Annotated in this window: 16 protein-coding genes; 7 read left to right on the top strand and 9 right to left on the bottom strand. The window is 73.8% G+C overall.

The window, feature by feature from the left end:
• Nucleotides 1-52: 52 nt before the first annotated feature.
• The gene (locus RT054_RS10340; RefSeq protein WP_313023445.1) at nucleotides 53-1,069 is read left to right on the top strand and encodes a DUF2332 domain-containing protein; all 1,017 of its coding nucleotides are present in this window, start codon (nucleotides 53-55) and stop codon (nucleotides 1,067-1,069) included.
• A 180-nt stretch (nucleotides 1,070-1,249) separates the two neighbouring features.
• Here the strand turns inward: RT054_RS10340 and RT054_RS10335 are convergent, their stop codons facing one another.
• The gene (locus tag RT054_RS10335) at nucleotides 1,250-1,882 is read right to left on the bottom strand and encodes a cation transporter (RefSeq protein ID WP_313023474.1); all 633 of its coding nucleotides are present in this window, start codon (nucleotides 1,880-1,882) and stop codon (nucleotides 1,250-1,252) included.
• Between the two features lie 214 nt (nucleotides 1,883-2,096).
• On the opposite strand from RT054_RS10335, the gene RT054_RS10330 reads away from it, so the two are divergent.
• The gene (locus RT054_RS10330) at nucleotides 2,097-2,642 is read left to right on the top strand and encodes a YceI family protein (RefSeq protein ID WP_313023444.1); all 546 of its coding nucleotides are present in this window, start codon (nucleotides 2,097-2,099) and stop codon (nucleotides 2,640-2,642) included.
• 101 nt (nucleotides 2,643-2,743) lie between these two features.
• Here RT054_RS10330 and RT054_RS10325 read toward each other — a convergent pair whose 3' ends face one another.
• Nucleotides 2,744-3,715: an alpha/beta hydrolase gene (locus RT054_RS10325; RefSeq protein ID WP_313023442.1), complete on the bottom strand. Its 972-nt coding sequence runs from the start codon at nucleotides 3,713-3,715 to the stop codon at nucleotides 2,744-2,746.
• A gap of 230 nt (nucleotides 3,716-3,945) precedes the next feature.
• On the opposite strand from RT054_RS10325, the gene RT054_RS10320 reads away from it, so the two are divergent.
• Nucleotides 3,946-6,675: an AMP-binding protein gene (locus RT054_RS10320; protein ID WP_313023440.1), complete on the top strand. Its 2,730-nt coding sequence runs from the start codon at nucleotides 3,946-3,948 to the stop codon at nucleotides 6,673-6,675.
• Nucleotides 6,668-8,521, top strand: coding sequence for a TIM barrel protein (locus RT054_RS10315; RefSeq protein ID WP_313023439.1), 1,854 nt, complete (start codon nucleotides 6,668-6,670; stop codon nucleotides 8,519-8,521). The genes RT054_RS10320 and RT054_RS10315 overlap by 8 nt, the downstream gene beginning before the upstream one ends.
• Nucleotides 8,522-8,550: 29 nt before the next feature.
• Here the strand turns inward: RT054_RS10315 and RT054_RS10310 are convergent, their stop codons facing one another.
• From RT054_RS10310 to RT054_RS10285, 6 genes are all read right to left on the bottom strand, one after another.
• Nucleotides 8,551-9,561, bottom strand: coding sequence for an alpha/beta hydrolase (locus RT054_RS10310; RefSeq protein ID WP_313023437.1), 1,011 nt, complete (start codon nucleotides 9,559-9,561; stop codon nucleotides 8,551-8,553).
• Between the two features lie 4 nt (nucleotides 9,562-9,565).
• A complete protein-coding gene (locus RT054_RS10305; RefSeq protein ID WP_313023435.1) occupies nucleotides 9,566-12,352 on the bottom strand; it encodes an AMP-binding protein in 2,787 nt (928 codons plus the stop codon).
• Between the two features lie 101 nt (nucleotides 12,353-12,453).
• The gene (hrpB, locus tag RT054_RS10300) at nucleotides 12,454-15,105 is read right to left on the bottom strand and encodes an ATP-dependent helicase HrpB (RefSeq protein WP_313023433.1); all 2,652 of its coding nucleotides are present in this window, start codon (nucleotides 15,103-15,105) and stop codon (nucleotides 12,454-12,456) included.
• Between the two features lie 596 nt (nucleotides 15,106-15,701).
• Complete coding sequence (locus tag RT054_RS10295) at nucleotides 15,702-15,866, bottom strand: hypothetical protein (protein WP_313023432.1); 165 nt, start codon at nucleotides 15,864-15,866, stop codon at nucleotides 15,702-15,704.
• Nucleotides 15,867-16,043: 177 nt separating this feature from the next.
• On the bottom strand, nucleotides 16,044-16,661 hold the full coding sequence (locus RT054_RS10290; protein WP_396837267.1) for a DNA-3-methyladenine glycosylase I: 618 nt from the start codon (nucleotides 16,659-16,661) through the stop codon (nucleotides 16,044-16,046).
• A gap of 83 nt (nucleotides 16,662-16,744) precedes the next feature.
• Entirely contained in the window at nucleotides 16,745-17,359 is a 615-nt protein-coding gene (locus RT054_RS10285) for an NlpC/P60 family protein (RefSeq protein ID WP_313023430.1), read from the bottom strand.
• Nucleotides 17,360-17,902: 543 nt separating this feature from the next.
• Between RT054_RS10285 and RT054_RS10280 the strand changes: the two genes are divergently transcribed.
• Nucleotides 17,903-19,159 (top strand): threonine/serine exporter family protein, encoded by a 1,257-nt coding sequence (locus RT054_RS10280; protein WP_313023429.1) that lies wholly within the window; start codon nucleotides 17,903-17,905, stop codon nucleotides 19,157-19,159.
• Nucleotides 19,160-19,219: 60 nt separating this feature from the next.
• Nucleotides 19,220-19,867, top strand: coding sequence for a CoA pyrophosphatase (locus RT054_RS10275; RefSeq protein ID WP_313023428.1), 648 nt, complete (start codon nucleotides 19,220-19,222; stop codon nucleotides 19,865-19,867).
• On the opposite strand, the gene RT054_RS10270 is transcribed toward RT054_RS10275, so the two are convergent.
• On the bottom strand, nucleotides 19,855-20,460 hold the full coding sequence (locus RT054_RS10270) for a hypothetical protein (protein ID WP_313023427.1): 606 nt from the start codon (nucleotides 20,458-20,460) through the stop codon (nucleotides 19,855-19,857). The two genes, RT054_RS10275 and RT054_RS10270, sit on opposite strands and share 13 nt — an antisense overlap.
• Nucleotides 20,461-20,774: 314 nt before the next feature.
• Here RT054_RS10270 and ligD point away from each other — a divergent pair, with 314 nt between their 5' ends.
• On the top strand, nucleotides 20,775-21,710 hold the full coding sequence (ligD, locus tag RT054_RS10265; RefSeq protein WP_313023425.1) for a non-homologous end-joining DNA ligase: 936 nt from the start codon (nucleotides 20,775-20,777) through the stop codon (nucleotides 21,708-21,710).
• Nucleotides 21,711-21,718: the final 8 nt, after the last annotated feature.

The raw sequence follows: 21,718 nt of genomic DNA, 5'->3' as shown, positions 1-21,718 counted from the left end.
CCGTCCCGAGGCGCCGGGTATGCGACCCGTGACGTCACGGAGGAAGAGACCCATGGAGCTGTTCACCGACGTCGCGCGGCAGTACGAGGATTTCGCCGACTACGCCGCGGACTCACCCTGCTTCGCCGACTGGGCGACGCAGGTGGCCCGCGACACCGAGGTGTTGGCGTGGATCGGGAGACTGCCGCCGATCAAGCAGCAACCGAACATCGTGTTCGCCGCCGCCCGCCGGCACGGCGTCACGGCACCCGGCCCGTACGAGGGACTCCGGGAGGCGCTGCTCGCCGACGACCCGGAGGATCCCGCGGGCCTCACGGCGACGATCCTCACCCGCTCCACCCAGACCAACGAGGTCGGCCGGCTCGCCACCCTCGCACCCGTGTTCGCCCGGATCGCCGCCGAATCCGGTCGCCCACTCGCGCTGCTCGAGGCCGGGGCCAGCGCCGGGGTCTGCCTGTACCCCGATCGATACGCCTACCGCTACCTGCAGGGACCCGACCGGCGGGCCGTCACATGGACACCCACCGACGCCCCCGTCCGCACCCTCACCTGCCGGGCCCGAGGCCCGTTCCGAGTGCCCCACAGCGACCTGCCCGTGGCGTGGCGTGGCGGTCTCGACCTCGCCCCCGTCGACCCCGCCGACGCGGACGCGAGCGCCTGGCTCGAGACCCTCGTCTGGCCCGAACAGGACGCCCGCCGGGAGGCCCTGCGGACCGCCCTTCAGGTCGTGCGCGACGACCCGCCCGCTCTCCGGACCGGCGACATCCTCGACGATCTCGACGACGTCGTCGACGAGGCCTCGGGGTTCGGCGAGGTCGTCGTCTTCCACACCGCCGTCGTCGCCTACCTCGACCCCCCGGACCGAGAGCGCTTCGCGGCCGCGATGGCCGACCGCGTCGCGGCAGGCCTCTGCCGGTGGGTGAGCAACGAGGGCAAGACCGTGCTGCCCGGCATCACGGCGACGGGTCCGGACATCCCCGCCGACCACCCGACCTTCGTCCTCGGGCTCGACGGTCGGGCTCTCGCGTGGACCCACGGCCATGGTCGGTCGCTCACCTGGCTCGGCTGACCTCCGCGGTCCACGACACCGGGCGAGGCGGACCTCGGCTCGCTGCGCCCTCAGCTCGACTCGCCCGTCCTCATCTCTCCGTGATCGTCCCCGACTCGATCCGGTGCTCCCCACCGTGTTCGGCGAGAACACTCGAGGACGCACGCACTCCGGGCATGTCGACTCGACGAGACGCCCGGCTCACCGCTGTTCCGACATCTCCTCGAGCACCTCGAACGGCGACTCGACGTCACCACGCCAGGCTTCGAGTCCCTCACGGACGGCGACGACCGCGACGACGAGGGCGGCGGCGGAATCGGCCCACCACCATCCGACGGCACCGTCGAGGGCGAGGCCGACGAACACGGCCCCGGAGAGGTAGACGCAGAGGATGAGCTGCTTGGCGTCGGCCTGAACGCTCACCGACCCCAGCTCGCGCCCCGTGCGGATCTCCCACCACGCGAGGACCGGCATGACGACGATGCTCAGCGCGGTGATCGCGAGTCCGAGGGCACTGTGCCTCGGACCCTCCCCACCGAGGAGTGCCAGGACGGCGTCGACGGTCACGTACGCCGCGAGCGCGAAGAACGCGAGAGCGATCGCGCGGACGGTCGGCCGCTCCCACCGCTCGGGGTCCTCGCGGGTGAACTGCCAGGCGATCGCCGCCGCCGAGAGCACCTCGACGACGGAGTCGAGTCCGAAGCCGATGAGCGCCGCCGAGGAGGCCGCGACCCCCGCCCACATCGACACGACGGCCTCGACGACGTTGTAGGCGATCGTGAACCCGACGATGAACCGCACCCGGCGATGCAGCATGGAACGACGCCCGGACATCGAGGTCGTGCTCACGGTGTGACTCCCCTCCCGTCGCTCGATGCCGTGCACCGAGACCCTGCCAGGACGACGCGACCCTACCGGCGGCGGCCGCTCGGAGGTCCGACGGCCCGGGGTGGGCCCGGCGTCACGCCACCGCCGGTGGTGGTTGACGCATCACCCACGCCACACTATGCTTGTAGATGACGCATCACCTACCGTGAAGGAGAACCCCATGACGACCCTCACCGACCTCCAGGGCACCTACACCATCGACCCGGCGCACTCGCGGCTCGGGTTCGTCGCGCGGCACGCGATGGTCACCAAGGTCCGGGGCAGCTTCACCGAGTTCGAGGGCGCCGCGCGCACCGAGACCGGTCTCGAGAACGCCGCGATCGAACTCACCGCCCAGGTGGCGAGCATCGACACCCGCAACGCCGACCGCGACGGACACCTGCGCACCAACGACTTCTTCGACGCGGAGCGGTTCCCCACGATCGAGTTCCGCTCCACCGACGTCACCGCGGCCGACGACGACACGCTCCGCGTCACCGGTGACCTCACCCTCAAGGGCGTGACCAAGCCCGTGACGATCGACTTCGAGTACGGCGGCCAGGCCCAGGACCCGTACGGCAACGAGCGCATCGGCTTCGACGGCGCCACGACGATCGACCGCTCCGACTTCGGCATCACCTTCAATGCCGCACTCGAGACCGGCGGGGTGCTCGTGAGCGACAAGATCCGCCTCGAGTTCGAGGTCTCGGCGGTCAAGAACGCCTGAGCCCGCACCCGCACGGCCGGCCCGACGGTGCGGCCCCGGGACACGAGACGCCGCCCCCTGATCCAGGATCGGGGGGCGGCGTCTCGCTGCGTGGCGTGGGGTCAGCCCTTGTCGTCCGGGCGCAACGGGATGACGGGGGCGATCGGTGACGCCGGGGTCGTCGGGACGTGCGCGTCGAGCCAGGCACGCACGTCGCCGAGGACGACGTCGTAGTCGGGGCCGGCGATGAGGTCGTGACGCGCGCCCGTGTAGAGGCGGGTCGTCACGTCGCGCAGGCCCGCTCGCCGGTACATCGCCGCGGTGTCGCTGACCCCGGTGCCCTGGCCGCCGACGGGGTCCTGGTCCCCCGAGGCGAGGAGGACGGGCAGGTCGGCGCGGATGCGGGCGGCGTTCGACCGGTCGGTGACGCGGCCGGTGCCGGTGAGCAGATCGACGAAGAAGGCGTTGCTGCAGACGAACCCGCAACGTGGGTCCGCCACGTAGCCGTCGACCGCGTCGGGGTCGACGGAGAGCCAGTCGAAGCGGGTGCGCCCCTCGAACGGCGCGTTGAACGAGCCGAAGGTCAGGCGGTCCATGATCGTGCTGGGTCGGCGCGGGCCCAGCACCCGGGTGAGCAGCCGCGCCAGCGCGAGGCCGCCGCGGCGCTGGACCGTGCCCGGGTCGGCGGCGGTGCCGAGCAGGACGAGCCCGTCGATGGCCTCGGAATGGTCGATCGCCAGGCTGCGCGCGACGACCGACCCCATGCTGTGCCCGAGGAGCACGTAGGGGATGCCGGGATGCTCGGCCCGCGCCTGCGCCCCGACGGCGAGGGTGTCGGAGAGCAGCAGGTCCCACCCGCCGGAGTCGGCGATGTGCCCGAGCGGGGTGCCGGTGGTGTCGCCGTGGCCACGGTGGTCGTGGGAGACGGCCACCCACCCGGACGCAGCGAGGTCCCCCGCCAAGCGGTCGTAGCGGCGGCCGTGTTCGGCCATGCCGTGCAAGATGTGGACGATGCCGCGCGCCTCACCCGTGGGGGCGACCGTGCGGACGGCGATGGACGTACCGTCGGAGACGGTCAGCCGGGACTCGATCATCACGCTCCTCCCGCCACGCCCACGGCGTGGCGATGCCCTGGTTCCTCGCCCGATCATCGCACCGGGAGGACCGGGGCGCCGGGCGAGGGGTCCGGGCTCCTCCCCCGGCGCCCCGCTCGAGCACATCGGCGCCGGGCCCCGCGAGCCCCCGGCCGCATCTTGGACACGTGGACCGATGACGCCTCGCGCCGGGCATGTCACGATGTCCGACGAGGGATTGGGGGATCCAGGTGGACAGCACGACGATGCGCCCTGCCGTGGGGACGATGGCGACGGACGGCCTTCGGGCTCTGGGTGAGGACGACATCGCGGCGGGGGTACTGCCGCGACTGGCGCACGTGGTCTCGGCGCGGCCCGACCACGTCGCCGTCGACGACGGCGAGAGCTGCGTGAGCTTCCGCGAGTTGGCCTCGCGCGCCGCCCAGGTCCGCCTCGACGTCGAGGCACGACTCGGTGCGGCCACGGCTCCCGTCGGCCGCCCCGGCCCCACGACCGCCACGACCACGGCCCGCGGCACGAACGGCGCAGGCGCCACCAACGGCGCGGCTGTCACGGACAGCCCGGCCCCGGTGGCCGTCCTGGGTGCGCACGACGCGGCGAGCGTCATCGCGATCGTCGGCGTCCTCGCCACGGGTCGGCCCGTCGTCGCCCTCGACGACCGCACGCCCGTGCCCTGGCAGAAGCGCCTCCTCGCCCAGATCGGCGCACAGCTCGTCGTCACGTCCGCCGCTCGGGACGGCGCCGTCGAGACTGCGACGACGATCGTGGGCCGCGACCGCGTCGTCGCGACCGATCCCCCCGGCTCCGCCACTCCCGCCGGCCTCGCCGCTCCCGCCGCCCCCGCCACTGCCGGCGCCGGCGACATCGTCGGGGCTGTCGGCCCCGAGACGCTGTGGCGCGACCCGCCGCCCGCCGAGACGCCCGCGGTCATCGCGTTCACCTCCGGGACGACCGGCGCGTCCAAGCCGGTCGTCGGCAGCCACCGCCTGCTCGTCCGCGACGCGTGGAACTCCGCCGTCGCGACGTGCTGCTACGACGACCGCGACGTCGTCCTCCACACGCTGCCCCTGCCGTTCCACGCCGGTCTCACCACGGCGATCCACACCCTGCTCATCGGGTGCGGGATGCGGCTGGTGGACGTGCGGGCCCTCGGCGTCGCGCCGTTGCCCGGCATCGTCGCCGACAGCGGCGCCACGCTGCTCGTCACGAGCCCCGCGATCCTCCGCGGCCTCGCGGCCAGTGATCCCGACCGCGACCTTCTCGCCGGTCTCACCGGCCTCACCGTCGCCGGTGAGGCCGTGTACGGCCGCGACATCGAGGCGGCGAGGTCGATCGTCGGCCCGCACTGCGTCGTCCGAAACCGGTACGGCGCCTCGGAGGTCGGCCTCATCGCCGAACACGTCGTCGTCGACGTCCCCACCGGCCGGCTGCCCGTGGGCCGCGGCGTGGGCTGGAGCCGCGTGGACGTCGTCCGCGAGGACGGACGTTCCGCCGACGTCGGCGAGCGGGGCACGATCACGGTCACCGCCCCCGACATCGCGCTCGGCTACCTCGGCCGTCCGGGGGATCCGTCGTTCGCCGACAACGGTGACGGCACCCGCACCTTCATCACGAGCGACCTCGGCCGTCGGCTTCCCGACGGCACGATCGACCTCACCGGCCGCAGCGACGACACCCTCTCGGTGCGCGGCTACCTCGTCGACCCCGGAGAGGTCGAGGCCGTCGTCCTCACGTTGCCGGGGGTGCGGGAGTGCGTCGTGTCGGGTCATGAATCCGGCTCCGGGACGAGGCTTCTCGCGTACGTCGTCGGCGAGGCCGCGAGCGACCCCGCGGCCGTCCGCGCCCGGCTGCGTGAGCGTCTGCCCGGCTACATGGTGCCCGCGGAGGTCGTCGCGCTCTCGGCGCTGCCGCGCACCGACCGCGGCAAGATCGACCGCCGTTCGCTGCCGTTGCCGGCCTCGGGCGACCGGGGGCACGAACCCCTCTCCCACTGGGAGCAACTCGTCGCCGACGCCTGGACGACGGTCCTCGACGCCGTCGACCTTCGGCCGGACGCCGACTTCTTCGCCCTCGGCGGTGACTCCCTCGCGGCCGAGGAGCTCATGACCCGACTGCGGGACGACCTCGGGGTCGCGGGCGAGCGGGCCACGAGCCGCACGCTCGCGGAGACCCCCACGCTGCGGGAGTTCGCGGCCGCCGTCGAGCCGAGGGCCCAGCGCGGCGGGGCGGGACGGGTGCCGTTGCACGCCGCGGGGACCCGCCCCCCGTTGTTCGTCGTCGCCGGTGCCGGCGGCCTCGGCCGGACCCTCGGTTCCCTCGCGCGCCGCCTCGGCGCGGACCAGCCCGTCCATGCCCTTCAGTCGCCCTCGTTGGAGGGGCGGGCCCTCCCGGAGGTCTCGATCGCCGCGAGCGCCCGCCGCCACCTCGAGGCCGCCCGTCAGGTCACCGACGGGCCGCTGTTCCTCGCCGGGCACGGCTTCGGCGGCCTCGTCGCCCTCGAGATGGCCCGGCTCGCCGAGGAATCCGGTCAGCCGGTGCCGTTCCTCGCGCTCCTCGACACGACGCCCCCGGCGCAGATGCGTCCGGACTCCCGCTCGCGGTGGCGCCGCGCGAAGGCCGACCTCGGGTTGATCGCTGCGTCGCTGCGCGACACGACCGGTGGCGCCGAGGCCTGGCGCTGGCAGCTCAAGGCCGACGCGATGGCCGCGGAGTACGTGCCGACGGTGCGCACCGGCCGCACCCTCGTGCTCACGGCCTCCGACGGCCCGGCGCCCGCGGGACAGGAGGCGTGGTCGCAGTACCTCACCCACATGATCCACCGGCACGTGCCCGGCGGTCCGCTGACGATGCTCCGGCCTCCGCACGTCGACGCCGTCGCCTCGCACCTGCGCACCTGCCTCGACGACGCCCTCGCCGCCGACACCGGCGTCCGCGCCGGGGGGAGCGCCGTCCATGCGTAAGTCGATCGCGACGGTCTCCCTCTCCGGCTCCCTGCCCGAGAAACTCGCGGCGATCGCCGCGGCCCGCTTCGACGGCGTCGAGATCTTCGACAACGACCTCATCGCGAGCGACCTCGACCCCACCGAGGTCGCCTCCCGCTGCGCCGACCTCGGCCTGAGCATCGATCTCTTCCAGCCCCTGCGGGACATCGAGGGGCTCGAGTCGGCCGCGTTCACCCAGGCGCTCCGGCGTCTGCGGCACAAGTTCGACGTGATGGGTCGCCTCGGGACGGACATCGCCCTCGCGTGCTCGAACGTGCGCCCCGACGCCTCGGCCGACCTCGACCTCGTCGCCGAACAGCTCCACGCCGTCGGCGACCTCGCGGCCGAGTACGGCGTGCGGATCGCGTACGAAGCCCTCGCGTGGGGGCGGCACATCAACCGCGTCGGGGAGTCGTGGGAGGCCGTGCGCCGCGCCGATCACCCGAACATCGTCCTCGCCGTCGACACCTTCCACGTGCTCTCCCGTGGCGACGACGCGACCGCCCTCGCCGGGGTGCCGGGCTCGCGCATCGGCTTCCTCCAGATCGCCGACGCCCCCCGTCTCGACATGAACGTCCTCTCATGGTCGCGCCATCACCGCTGCTTCCCCGGTCAGGGCGATCTCGACGTGCCGGGTCTCGTCGGTGCCGTCGTCGACGCCGGGTACCGAGGACCGTTGTCGTTGGAGGTCTTCTCCGACGTCGTGCGGGTCGCGGACCCCCGGATGAACGCGCTCGACGGAATGCGCTCACTGCTCCACCTCGAGGAGGCCCTGCGCGCGCGCCGCGACGCCCAGGCCGCGCCCGGCCCCGCACGGGCGGTGGTGCACCTGTTCGATCCGCCCCCCGTGCCCGACCGGGTCGACGCCGAGTTCGTCGAGTTCGCCGTCGGCCCCGAGGATCACGCGGACGAGGACCCGTCGACCAGCGTGACTGCGCTTCTCGCGGGCCTCGGGTTCGCCCACGTCGCGACGCACGCCACCCGCGCCGTGCAGTGGTGGCGCAACGGCGAGGTCAACGTCTGCGTGACCACCCAACCCGTCCCCGGTCGCCCCCGGCCCCGGCCGTTCGTCAGCGCGTTGGCGCTGCGGGTCGCGGAGGTGCGGGACGTCGCCACCCGCGCCGACGCGTTGTTGTGGCCGAGCGTCGCCTACCGTCGCGGTCCCTTCACCGCCGCGCTGCCGGGGGTCGACACCCCGAGCGGACTCCACGTGTTCCTCAGCGGCCCCGAAGGCGCGGAGGACGACTGGCGCGCGGGCTATCCCGGCACACCGGAGGACCACGCCCACGGCGACTGGCTCGCCATCGACCACGTCGGCGCCACGGTGCCCGCCGCGCTGTATCCGGCCGAGCAGTCCTTCTACCGATCGGTGTTCGGCCTCGTCGGCGGAACCGAGAGCGAGTTCATGCAGCCGAGCGGTCGGCTGCAGAGTCGGCCGTTCCGGTCGGCCACCGGGGACCTGCGCGTCGTCCTCGCCGTCTCGGACGCCGCCGATCCCTCCCGCGTCGGTCAGCTCGCGTTCGCCTGTCCCGACGTCGCGGCGGTCGTCACCCGCGGCCGTGCCGCCGGGGTGGCCTTCCTCCCGATCCCGGCGAACTACTACGACGACCTGCAGGCCCGCTTCGACCTCGACGACGCGTTCGTCGCCCACCTGCGCGCCCACGACCTCATGTACGACGAGGACGAGACGGGCCACCTCATCCACGCCTACACCCAGGTGCTCAACGGCCAGTTCTACGTCGAACTGCTCCAGCGCGAGGGGCGGTACGCGGGCTTCGGCGCGCCCAACACCCACGTTCGGCTCGCGGCCCAGGCCCGCCTCTGAGCGCCGAGCCGGTCGGCCTCCGCCGCGGGTCAGCGCTCGACGCGGAGATGCTCGTCGAGGAACGCGACGACTTGGGCGGTCACCCGCGGTGAGGTGTGGAACGTCGGCCCGCCGTGCGGGGCGTCGAGGGTGACGTACCGGGCGGGGACGCCGAATCCCCGCAGGAGCCGGTACAGCCGGGCCGACTGCAGGGCGGGAACGAGACAGTCGCGAGTGCCGTGCAGGAGGAACGTCGGCGGCGAGGTCACGCCGACATAGGTCATGGGGTTGGCGCGGCGCACGATCGCGGCATCACGGCGCGACTCGGGATCGACCCCCACGAGCCGCCCCTCCGGGGACGCCGCACCCGTCTGCCCGCGGGGGCATCGGGACTCCCGACGGTCGGGGACGACCCGGGAGAGGTCGGAGACGCCGTAGTAGCTCACGACCGCCGAGACCGCGCTGCTCACGCCGGTGACGCCGAGGTCGCCCTCGAGTTCCGGATCGTGGATCACGCCGGTGTACCCGACGAGGTCGGCGAGATGACCGCCCGCCGACTCCCCGGCGACGGCGAACCGCGTGGGGTCGAGATGCAGGTCGTCCGCTCGGGCCCGGAGGTAGCGCACGGCGGCCTTGACGTCGTGGAGCTGCGCGGGGAACCGGGCGACCTGACTGAACCGGTACTCGACCGACGCGACGGCGTAGCCGTGGTGGAGGAGGACGTCGCGGAACACGTCGGTGTGCTCGCCGCTGCCCCCGCGCACGACGGCCTTGGACCCGTGGGTCCAGGCTCCACCGTGGATGAACACGACGAGGGGGCGAGGGGTCGTGCTCCCTCCCGGCACGAACACGTCGAGGCGGTGCGCGGGATCGCCGTCGGGGGCGTACGGGAGGTCGAGGCTCACGAGGGGCGGCCTGGCAGGTGCGGACGCCCGGGCCGCGGCGGCGGTGCGCTCGGGCAGCGGATCACCGGGGGCAAGGAGACCCGCCGTCGCGGTGAGGGCGGCGACCGCGGCGACCGCGGCGAGGCGGGCCGGGCGCCGCAGTCTCGGCGGGGCCATCGCCTCAGGCTACCGTCGATGCCGACGTCGGCCGTCGACCCTCCTGGTCACGCGTGGCGTCGCCGGGTCCACCCCCACCGGATCCGGGGGTGGTGCCGGCAGAGGTGTCGTGGGAGGGCTGCGGGAGGGACCCTTCGCGCCCCTCCGGCCGATCCGACCCGCCCTCCGCCTCGCCGTCGTGAGCGGCGTCGTCGTGGGTGGCGCGGGCGTGCGCGGCGCCGGGCGCCGCCTCGGGATCCGACGGCGGCAGCGGCCCGCCGGCGTCGAGCGCGTCGACCACACCGGTGATGAGCCCGGCGAGGCTCTCGGCGTAGGGGTCGCGCATCATCGTGATGTGGTCGCCCGGGGTGAGCTGCCGCGTCCACCCGCCGCACAGATGCGGACCCCAGGAGGCCCGGGCGTCCCGGTCCTCGCTGTCGGCGACGACGACGACGGCGCGGCCTCCGTACGGCGTCGTGCGGTACCACTTCGAGAGGATCCGCGACTGCTCGTGGAACCGCCAGTACTGCCCGAGGCCGGGGGTCGGGACGAGACCCGTGACGGCGAGCCCGGCGATGTCCCGCAGCCTGCGGAACAGCGTGCGGTTCGGCGGTGCGTCCGGGATGAGCGAGGGGTCGGGCGGGAAGGAGTCGAGGATGAGGAGGATCTCGACCTCCTCCCCCTCCGAGCGGAGTCGGTGGGCCATCTCGAGGGCGATGAGGCCGCCGAACGAGTGCCCGCCGAGGCGGTAGGGCCCGTGGGCCTGGATGCGCCGCAGGTCGCGGAGGTTGCGGCGGGCGATCGCGCGCACCGACCAGTCGGGGACGGCCTTGTGCTCGAGGCCGTGGGCGTGGAACGCGTACACGGGCTGGTCGGCCGGCAGGTGGCGGACGACGGGCACGAAGCCCAGGCCCAGGCCGCCACCACCGGCGACGAGGAACAGGGGGCGCCGCGTCGCGCCCGCGGCGCCCTCGTGGGGGCCGGGACGCAGGACGGTGACGATCTGCTGACGACGGTCCGGCGCACGCTTGAGGCGTCGCGCGTACTCGGCGACGGTGGGTGCCTGGACGAGCAGGGCGGAGGTGACGTCCTCGGGGTCGATGCCGAGATCGGCGACGACGGAGGCCGTGAGCTCCTCCGCGGCGAGGGAGTCGCCGCCGAGGGAGAAGAAGTCGGCGTCGCGGCCGACCTCCTCGAGGCCGAGGACCCGGGCCCACACCTGCGCGACGAGGCGTTCCCACTCCGAGCGCACCGGCGCACCGACGTCGGCGGGCGGTGCCTCGGGAAGCGCAGCCCGGTCGAGCTTGCCACGTTCGGTACGGGGCAGCGCGTCGAGGAAGACGACGGCCTCGGGCACGAGGTGGGAGGGCAAGCGGTCGCGCAGCGCCGCGCGGATGTGGGCGGCCGAGGGGCGGTCGGCGCGCGAGACGACGTAGGAGACGAGGCGGTAGCGGTCCCCGGTGTCGGTCTTCACGCCCACGGTGAGCGCCTCGGCCACGTCGGGGAGGGCGAACAGGGCGGCGTCGACCTCGCCGGGCTCGACCATGTATCCGCGGATCTTGACGGAGTGGTCGCGGCGCCCGAAGAGCCGCAGGCCGTCGTCATCGACCTCACCGACATCGCTCGTGCGGTAGGTGCGGCGGCCGTCGGGCTCGTCGGAGAACGCGAGCGCGGTGGCCTCGGGGTTGTCGAGGTATCCCTCGGCGACGACGTCGCGCGTCACCGTGACGATGCCGGCCCGCCCCGGCGGCAGCGGGGTGCCGTCCTCGGCGAGGCAGCGGATCTCGGTCTCGCCCACCGGCCGTCCGACCGGCAGCGGACCCGAGAGCGGCGGGTGGTCGGCGTCGACGACGTACTCGGCGATGAGACCGGTCTCGGAGCTGCCGTACCGGTTGCGCAGGACGCAGGTGGGCGGCAGGAGCGGACGGATCTGCTGGACGTCGCGGCCGTGGGCGGGTTCGCCCGCGATCGAGACCGTCGTGAGCGTCGCGAGCTGTGCCGGCGTGGGCCCGGACCCGATGAACGCCCGGAGGATCGCCGGGGAGGTGTGCATGATCGTCGCACCCACCTGCTCGATCCACGGCGCGAGACCGGCGATACCGCGGGCGCGGGTGTCGAACAGCCGCATCGTCGAGCCGACGAGCAGACCGGCGACGGTGACCATGAGGCCCGCGTGGAACGCCATCGGCAGGGTGTGGGCGATGACGTCGTCGGCGTCGTAGCAGTCGGTGGCGGCCGAGTTGCGCCACGCGTCGGAGACGAGCATCCGCCCGCTGTTGACGACGACCTTCGGCACACCGGTGGAGCCGGAGGTGAAGGCGAGGATCGCTCCCGCGGACGGAGACGGCGGGTCCGCGAACAGGCTCTCCCGCGCGGCGGGGACCACGGCCTCGGGTCCGAGCACCGGACGGCCGAGCTCCGCGGCGACCTCGCCGAGGTCCCCGGCGGCGAGGACGGCGCGGACGCCGACGCGGTCACACATCTGGCGAAGGCGCGGCGCGGGCGTGCGGTGGTCGAGCACGAGAAGGGGCCGCCCCGAGGCGAGGACCCCGAGGATCGCGGCCACGGCCGTGCACCGGTGGGGGTGCAGGACGGCGACCGCCTCCCCCGGCGCGGTCCGGTCGAGCACGGCCGCGCGGACCGCGGCGGCCTCGTCGGCCAACCGCCCGAACGTGTAGGCGCCGTCGGCGTCGACGACGGCCGGCTCGTCCTGGAGTGCGTCGAGGACGCGGGCGAAGCGGTCGAGGACCCCCGTGGTCGCGTCCTCGGCCGTGAGCGGTGCGAGGCGGGCAGACCTCTGTGTATGCGTCATGTTCGTTACCCCCGGATGGGAACATAACGCCGCCGACAACCCACGCGCCAGCAATGACGAATCCAAGCGGACGCCCGTCCAAGACGCCGCAGAATTCCATGTCACGAAGGTCGTTGCGGCCAAGGATGTTTCGGATATCGCCCCCTCATCTCCGCCCGCACCCCCGCGTAAGGCCCCCGCCAGAACGAGGCGAGGTCGTCGGTGACCGCGAGGGGTCGGCGGGCCGGGGACAGCAGGTGGAAGAGCACGGGGACGCGACCGCCGGCGAGGCGCGGCGTCTCGGTCGCCCCGAAGCACGACTGGAGCCGCACGGCGACGACGGGCCGCCCCTGCGGGTCGTCGACGTCGGGGTAATCGATGCGGGCGCGGGAGCCGTCGGCGACGACGAGTCTTTCCGGGGCGAGGGCGTCGAACTCGGACGCCTCGGGCCACGGGAGAAGGGCCTGCAGCGCCGACGACAGATCGAGGTCGGTGAGCCGGGTCGCGGTGAGGTCGAACCAGTCGTCGAGACGAGCGAGGAGGGCGGCGTCGGTGACAGCCGGCCACGGATCGCCGACATGGGTGTGGCAGAACGCCATCCGTCGCCGCAGGGCGGTCGCCGCGGGCGTCCAGGGCAGCGGCCCGAGCCCGTTCTCGGACAGCGCCTCACGCCAGGCCCTCGCCGTCGCCTCGGGCGAGGCACCCGTCGGGGTCACCGACAGCTCGACGGCACCGAGGGCGCGGACCCGGCGAGCCGTGATCCGTCCGCCCTCCAGCGCGCACTGCTCCTCCTCGTGGAGCAGGGGTGCGGCCGCGGCGAGCGCGGCGTCCTCGGTGAGGGGGGCCGCGGCGCGGATCACGGCACCCGTTCCCTCCGCGGCGCGGCCGCTCGCGCGGGAGACGTCCGCGATCGCGAGCCACTCCTGTCCGGCGAGGGCGCTCCCGGGCGGGAGCGCGGCACGCGTGCCCGCGGCGAGCAGGTAGGACGCGCCCCGGCGGCGCGCCACCCACTCGGGCCGGGCCAGGGCGACGACGCACCCGACGGCGGCGGCCTGCGTCGCGCCGCCGTCCGCGCGGGTCGAGTCATCCGGAGCGGGGGCCCGACCCCCGGACGTGACCGACCGGTCCGACGCGGCGGCGCCCGCCCCGCGGGAACGGACACGCGAGGGCGAGACGCCGGAGGTCCCGGTCGTCGCACCACCCGAGGTCGTCGGCACGGGGCGGCACAACCGCGCGGTCTCACGCCGCCAGCGGTCGGCGCCGCGGTGACGACCGTTCCGCAGATCGGCGAGGAGGCGGGTGAGATCGGCGCCCTCGGGGCGGTGGTCGTCGGCGAGCATCGCGACGACGTCGGCCGCGGTGGCGGCGCCGACGACCGGAGCCCCGTCGAGCAGCGCCCGCGCCCACCGCGGGTCGGCGGGGACGGCGGCGAGTCGCCGTCCGAGCTCGGTCGCGCGGCCGGCCCCGTCGAGCGCACCGAGATCGGTGAGCACCTCCACGGCGTCGGCGAGCGCGACCGCAGGGAGAGGATCGGGCAGGGCGAGCCCCTCCCCACCCGGCGCGCCCCAGACCGCAAGGGTCAGTGCCGCGGCGGTGAGATCGGAGCTCAGCACCTCCGGGGTGACGTACGCGGGCATCGAGGCCCACGTCCGCTCGTCGTAGCAGCGCACGACCAGGCCCGGCCCCTCACGCGCCGCCCGACCGGCGCGCTGCGTCGCCGCCGACCGGGAACACCGCACGGTGACGAGGCCGGTCATGCCGCGCGCGGCGTCGCGTCGGGGCTCCCGGGAGAGTCCGGCGTCGACGACGAGACCGACCCCCGGCACCGTGAGACTCGACTCGGCGACCGCCGTCGTCACGACGACCCGCGCCGGGCCCCCCGCCCGCCCGCCGGTCGTGACCCGCTCCTGCTCGGTCAGCGACAGGCCGCCGTGGAGGGAGAGGACGTCGGCCTCGGGCAGTCGCGCCGCGAGCGCGCCCGCGACCCGCTCGATCTCCCTCACCCCTGGCAGGAAGACGAGGGTGTCACGCCGCACGCCCGCGGCATCGGGTCCGTGACCGGCGAGATCGTGGGCACCCGCTGCGCTCCCGGGTGAGGCGGCGTGGCGCCGGTGGGCCTCGGCGGTGGTGTCGGTGACGTGGTCGAGGAACGCCGGGGTGAGGCCCCTCGCGTCCGCGAAGGGCCCCGGTGGGGGGACCCACCGCACCGTGAGGGGATGCAGGACTCCGTCGGCGTGGACGACCTCGGCGCCGAGGAGATCGGCGAACCGGGCGGTCTCGAGCGTCGCGGACATCGCGACGAGGGCGAGGTCCTCGCGCAGGTCGTGCACCTCGACGAGCATCCCGAGAAGGAGGTCGGTCTCGAGGCCGCGTTCGTGGACCTCGTCGAGGACGACCGCCCCGACTCCCGGCAGGTCGGGCTCGGCGAGGAGCCGCCTCAGGAGCACCCCGGGGGTGACGACCTCGACCCGTGTGCGCGGGCTCACCTCGTGGCGGCCCCGCACGGTGAGGCCGACGAGATCCCCCACGCGGGTACCGGTGAGACCGGCGAGACGTCGGGCCGCCGCCCCCGCGGCGATCCGACGAGGCTGGGTGAGAAGGACACGACCGGGGACCTCGTTCGCGACGGCCGGCGGCACGAGGGTGGTCTTGCCCGTGCCCGGCGGCGCCTCGACGAGGACCGAGCCCGACGTCAGGGCGCGAGCGAGGTCGGACAGGGCGCCGGCGAACGGCAGACCCTCACCGAGGCGCGCGAGATCGAAGGCGTCCACCACGGGCGCAAGGCTATCGAGGCATCCCTCGTCCTCTCGGGCGCACGCCGTCGGGGGCACCGCACGCGGCGCACCCGCACCGCCGACGCGCCCCGGCGACGGGTCGGCGACGGGTCGGCGACGGTCGATGTGACAACAACAGCGGAGTCGAGCCCGCCCGAGGTCAAGCCCTCGCGTCGCTCGAGCCCCTCACCTGCGCCGTGACCGGACGGGCCGGAACGTGCCCCCCATCGACTCCGCTGTTGTTGCCACATCACACCGCGCGGCCTCCCGCCCGGGCAGCCATCACCGAGGTCGCGGAAGCGGTCCCCCACCCTCGCGGGCGACGCCGGGGACGCGCTCGACGGAGATCACCGCCCGAGCCCGACGACACGTCCCGACCGCGACCCTCCGTCACCGGCGCCCCCGCCACGCGGCCCGGCCAGACGCCCCGGCGAGGCGGCCCGCGCCACCGGCGGACCCCGCCGTCGATCCACCGTGACGCAGGCACGGCGCCGACGCGTGCCCGCACGCGAAGGACCCCACGACCCGGTCCCCTGCCGGATCGTGGGGTCCTCCCCCCTGAGTCCTGTCGAACGGCACCCGGTGGCGCCGCGTCGTCAGTGCGAACGGGGCCCCCAGTCGAGTCCCCGGCGGAGCACGAGCCGCTGCCGATCGGCGGCCACGGGCAGACCCGGGCAGGCCACGGTGGGCCTGGGGGTGTCCGTGGCCGCGCCGGCGGCCTGGGTGGAGGCCTGGGTGGCGTGGTGCGTCGCGGTGTCCATCGTTCCTTCTCCAGTCTCCGCCGACCCTGGTCTCGAGGCGGCGGTGTTCTCCCCTGCGGGAGATCCCCGTGATCTCCCGTCTGCCCCCTCATCGACCGGGTGGACGCGCGTCTGAGTCGGACGTCCATCTTTTTTCGTCGTTCTCCGATGTTCGCCCGCCGACGACGCCCCGTCGCCTCAGCCCCAGATGCCGGAGCTGCCGCGCCGGTGCGACCCCAGCAGGTGGGTGTCGAGGATGCCAACGGCCTCCATGAGGGCGTACATCGTCGTGGGCCCGACGTGCGCGAACCCCCGGGCCTTGAGGGCGCGGGCGAGAGCCTCGGACTCGGGTGAGCGAGTGGGGATGTCCGCCAGGGACTGCGGTTCGGGGGTGGTGGCGGGGCGGAAACCCCACAGGAACGCGGGGAGCCCGCCGATCTCGCGGAGGTCGCGGGTCGCGGCGGCGTTGCGGATCGTCGCCTCGATCTTGCGGCGGTTGCGGATGATCCCCGGGTCTGCCAGGAGCCGCTCCACGTCGGTCTCACCGAAATGGGCGACCGCGTCGGGATCGAACCCCGCGAACGCCCGGCGGAACGCCTCGCGCTTGCGCAGGATCGTCGCCCACGACAGCCCCGACTGGAACGCCTCGAGGCTGAGGCGCTCGAACAGTCCGCGCTCGTCGCGGACCGGCATACCCCACTCGCTGTCGTAGTAGTCGCGCAGCATCGGGTCCTGCGCCGCCCACCGTGGTCGCGCCAGCCCGTCGTCGCCGACGACGAGATCTCCGTGCCCCTCGACCACGGCCTCACCTCCCATGCGAACGCCCCGGCCACCGACATCATGCCGGTGGCCGGGGCGGGACGTGGCACCGGTCGCTCACGGTGCCGGGGCGGTGGGGCTCAGCGCACCTTGCCGTAGCTGGCGCCGCGCCAGACCTTCGTGACCTGGACGGGCTTGCCGGAGCGCGGGGAGTGGATCATGCGGCCCTTGCCGAGGTAGATGCCGACGTGGTGGGCGTTGCGACCGCCGAAGAACACGAGGTCGCCCGGCGCGGGACGCGAGGTGCGCTTGGTCGCGGCGTACTGGGAACGGGCCGTGCGCGGCAGCGACTTGCCGGCCTTGTTGTAGACGTACCGGGTGTAGCCGGAGCAGTCGAAGCCGCGGGGCGTGGTGCCGCCCCAGCGGTACATCGTTCCCTTCTGGGTGTGGCTGATGAGCGCGGCACGACGGTGCGGGGCCATCTTGGCGCGCTTGCTCAGCGTGGAGAGGTGCCGGGCGTTGCGGTCCTTCTGACGCCAGCTCACCTTGGCGGACTGACGGGAGTAGACGTTCGCCTTGCGCACGGCCTGGGTGCGGGCGGCGACGAGCGAGTTGCGCGAGGGGTGCGCGGCCGAGGTGGCCTGCGCGGTGCTGACGGCGGTGGTGGGGGCGGCCTGTGCCTGAACGGGACTCACGGTGGCGAGAGCAGGCACGGCGATGGCGGCGGCGGAGGCCGCGACGAGGAAACGCTTCATGTGAGGGGAGATGTCCGGAGTCGCCTGCGGAAGGTCCGTCTGTCGGGCTGGAGGGGTCCGGTCCTCCGCGCGTGCGCTTCGCCCCGAGCCGCCGGTGGCGGCGATGTGACGGGTTCCGTTCCCGCCCTTGGCCGTCGGTCCCTTCTCGTGTGTGACCCCAGGGGTTGGGTCGACTGATTCGATGGTGGCCGACTCGAGGGCGGGATTCGGCGCGAGCGGCCACCGGCGTGCACCCGTGTACTTCGTCCAGATCACGCGGGCGTTACGGATTTATCACGTTTTATCCGGGTGATGTCCATCGTCACGGGTCATACGTCCGTCCCGTAGTCACTTTCGTCTCGCCGATTGGAATTCGCTCTGGCGGAAGGGGACTCGGGGTGGGGCAGCCACTCTCGCGCACCGTCGCCGCCATCGGGCGGACTCGCCCCGACGCCGAGACGGTGCGGGCCGACGATGGGTGAGGATGGACACTGGGCGCGACCGGTCGGGGCTCGCGGAACGACGCCAGAGGAGCGACCGGCCCGAGACACGAGAACGAGGCACATGAGCGACATCGACGAGACCCGCCGACTGCTCGCCTACCTGTCCGCCGCGGCGGTGGCCGGGGGACAGCCGGTCCACGAGGTCGAGGCCGACACCCGGCGCATCGCCCGCAGCCTAGGCCACGACAACCTCCAGATCTCCGCCTCCCCCACCGGCATCGTCCTCGCCCTCGACAGCGGCTTCCCCGCGACGTTCGAGTCGGTCAACGGGCCGCTCCGTCTCGACCAGAGCGCCGACACCGCGGCGATCCGCGCCGATGTCCTCAGCGGCGCGACAGGACCGGGTGAGGCCCTGGCGCGCCTGTCCCGCCTCCGATCGACCCCGCACCGCTACCCCCGTGGTGGCCTCGAGATCGGAATGCTCTGCGTCGCCACCGGCATCGCGCTCATCCTCCAACCCCTCTGGCCCAGTGTCGTGTTCGCGGCCCTCGCCGGCCAGGTCACCGCCCAGTTCATCCGCTTCTCGGGGCGCTGGCGGAGCCTCGCGACCCTCACCCCGTTCCTCGTCGCGTTCCTCATCGGCCTCGCCGCCTTCGCCGCCGCGCAGGCCGGCTGGCTCAGCGGCCCCCTGCGCAGCCTGCTGCCCCCCATCGCCGTCCTCCTGCCCGGCGCCCTCGTCGTCACGGGACTGTCCGAGCTCGCGGCCGGCGCGATGACCGCGGGCACGTCACGCCTCGCCTACGGATCGGCGCAACTGCTCCTCTTCGCCCTCGGGGTCGCCGGCGCGGCGTGGCTGCTGCGGGTGCCCTCCAGCGCCCTCGACAACCGCATCGTCAACGAGATCGGTCCGTGGAGCCCGATCGTCGGTCTGCTGCTGCTCACCGCGGGGATCAGCCTCATGGAGTCGGTGCCACCGCGGCTCGTGCCGTGGGTCGCGCTCATCCTCTCCCTCACCCTGTCGTTCCAGGTCCTCGGCCAATCCCTCGTCGGGTCGCCGTGGTTCGGCGCCCTTCTGGGGTCGACGGCTGCGAGCCTCGGCGCCGCCCTCGTCGAGATCTATCGCCCCGCCCTGCCCCGCCTCGTGATGTTCCTCCCGAGCTTCTGGCTGCTCGTCCCGGGATCCCTCGGTCTCGTGTCCGTGACCCAGCTCGGCCTCGAACCCTCGCTCGCCGGCGACACGATCGCCCAGTCCGCGAGCGTCGTGTGCGCCATCGCCCTGGGATTGTTCGTCGGGACCTCCGCGGCACGGGTCGTCGGGGTGACGCGCGCGCGACGTCTCGAACTCCGCGATCGGCGGCGGGCGCGCCGGTCGCGCTGAACCGCGCGATCAGGCAGCCTGACAGGGCCGACCGCCGCAGGTCACGAGGAAGGAGGCGACGTGGACACACCGCCGGAGTGGTTGGGCCGGGTACGCCCCGCCCTCGACGAGGCGCTCCCCGACTGGTTCGCCCGGTTCGTCCCCCCGCCGAACCCGCAGCGGCGCTCGGCCGTCCTCATGACGTTCGCCGAGGGCGCGCACGGCAGCGACGTCATCCTCACCGAACGCGCCTCCACGCTGCGCTCCCACGCCGCGCAGGTGAGTTTCCCCGGCGGGCATGTCGACCCGGGCGACGACGGGCCGGTCGGCGCCGCGCTGCGGGAGGCGGAGGAGGAGGTCGGCCTCGTCCCGGCCTCGGTCGAGGTCGTCGACGAACTGCCGGCGCTGTTCATGCACCCGAGCCAGAACGCCGTGACGCCCGTCCTCGCCTGGTGGCGCGAACCGCATCCCATCGGGGTCGTCGACGCGGGTGAGGTCGCGAGGGTCGTCCGGGCCGACGTCGACCACCTCCTCGACCCCGCGAACAGGTTCACGGTGCGTCTCGACACCTACTCCGGCCCGGGTTTCGAGGTCGACGGGCTCTTCGTGTGGGGATTCACCGCGACGCTGCTCAGCGAGGTGTTCAGGCTCGGCGGCATCGCCCGCCCGTGGGACGCCGGGCACGAACGTCCGCTCCCCCACCACCTCCTGCGCACCTATCTTCGCTGAGCGCCGGGGTGCCACATCTGGGGTTGGGGCGGACAACCCGAAGGGGTGGGCGCCTCGCCGATGCGCCGGAAACCCTTCCGGTGGTAGAGCCGTGCGCTGTCGGGCGTCGAGGCCTCGCAGTAGGAGGGCGTCGCGCCGGCCCGGGCCAGGGCGTGGTCGAGGAGCGCGCCGCCGACGCCGTTGCCCGGCCGAGCGGCGCCCATCGAGTAGAGATACCAGTGCCGCTCGCGTGGGTGGACCCGGTCGGTACGCCAGTCGTACAACGTCGCCGGCGCCATCCGCCACCCGAGGCGGGGCACGAGGTCGGCGAGCACCCACACCGTCTCACGGGGGGTGAACGCCACGGCCCCCGGCCCGGACCACGCCGCGACCCCGACGACCTCCCCGTCGCTGAGAGCCAGGTCGACCACGCCACGCGGCAGGTAGTGGTGTCGCAGCAGGCTCGTGAAGACGGTCCGCAACGCCCGCCGCGGATCCCTCGGCCGAGCGAGCGCCGCGACCGACACCTCGTCGGTCGAGAACGCCTGGGACAGCACCGCGGCCGCGGCACCCAGGTCCTCCGGTCGCGCCCGTCGCACCTCGATGTCACTCACACTCCCGTCATCGGCCGCCGAGCGCCGATCCTTCGGCTTCTCGGTCGATCGACACGGAACCGGGTCCTCACCAGGTGCCCCGCGCCCCAACGTCCCTCGCCGTCGCACCCGTCGCGGGTGGGGCTGTCGTGGACCGACCGACATGTCGCGGGCGGGGACGTCATGGGTCCCGCACGCCCGTGGCCCCACCGAGTACCGGTGAGGCGCCGGGAGCAGGCCTCGCGTTTCCTCGCGCACCGCGGGCGTGTCGCCGCTACCGTCGGTCCAAGGCAGGGACGGCCGAACAGATCGAGGTCGGCGGGCGCACGGTGCGGTTGAGCAGCCCCGACCGCACGTACTTCCCCGACCTCGGGCTCACCAAGCGCGACGTCCTGGGCTACTACCTCGCCGTCGGCGAGGGGATCGTCCGCGCGCTGCGCGAGCGTCCGTGCATGCTGCATCGCTACCCGAAGGGCATCGAGGGCGACAAGGTCCATCAGAAGCGGCTGCCCTCCGGGGCACCCGACTGGGTCGAGACCGTCCGCGTCCACTTCCCCCGCTTCGGGCGGACGGCCGACGAACTCTGCGTCACCGAGCTCGCGCACGTCGCGTGGGCGGTGCAGATGTCGACGATCGAGTTCCATCCGTGGAACAGCCGCCGGGCCGACGTCGAGACGCCCGACGAGTGGCGCATCGACCTCGACCCCGGCGACGACTGCGACTGGACACGGGTGCAGCGGGTCGCGCACGTGAGCCGCGAGGTCCTCGACGAGCTCGGCGCGATCGGGTACCCGAAGACCTCGGGCGGTCGCGGCCTGCACGTCTACGTGCGCCTTCGGCCCGAGCACGGCTTCACCGACGTCCGCCGCGCCGCCCTCGCCTTCGCGCGGGAGGTCGAGCGGCGCGCGCCGCAGGACGTGACGACGACGTGGTGGCGCAAGGACCGTGACCCGGCCGCCGTGTTCGTCGACTACAACCAGAACGCCCGCGACCATACGATCGCCGCGGCCTACTCGATCCGCGGCAACCCCCGGGCCACGGTGTCGGCGCCCCTCACCTGGGACGAGATCGACGAGTGCGAGCCGGACGACTTCACCGTCCTCACGATGCCCGCGCGCTTCGCCGAGCTCGGCGACCTCCACGCCGCGATCGACGACACGCCCTACGACCTGCGGCCGCTGGTGGAGTGGGCCGAGCGCGACGACGCCCCCGGCCTCCCCACCCCCGAGAAGGCAGATGGGATGGCCGCTCAGGTACCGCCGGGGCAGTAGCTGAGCGG

It is taken from the genome of Mobilicoccus sp. (genome assembly GCF_032060985.1).
Classification (GTDB): Bacteria; Actinomycetota; Actinomycetes; order Actinomycetales; family Dermatophilaceae; genus Mobilicoccus.
The sequence above is the reverse complement of the archived record's forward strand: the minus strand, read 5'-3'. Positions and strand labels throughout refer to the sequence as shown.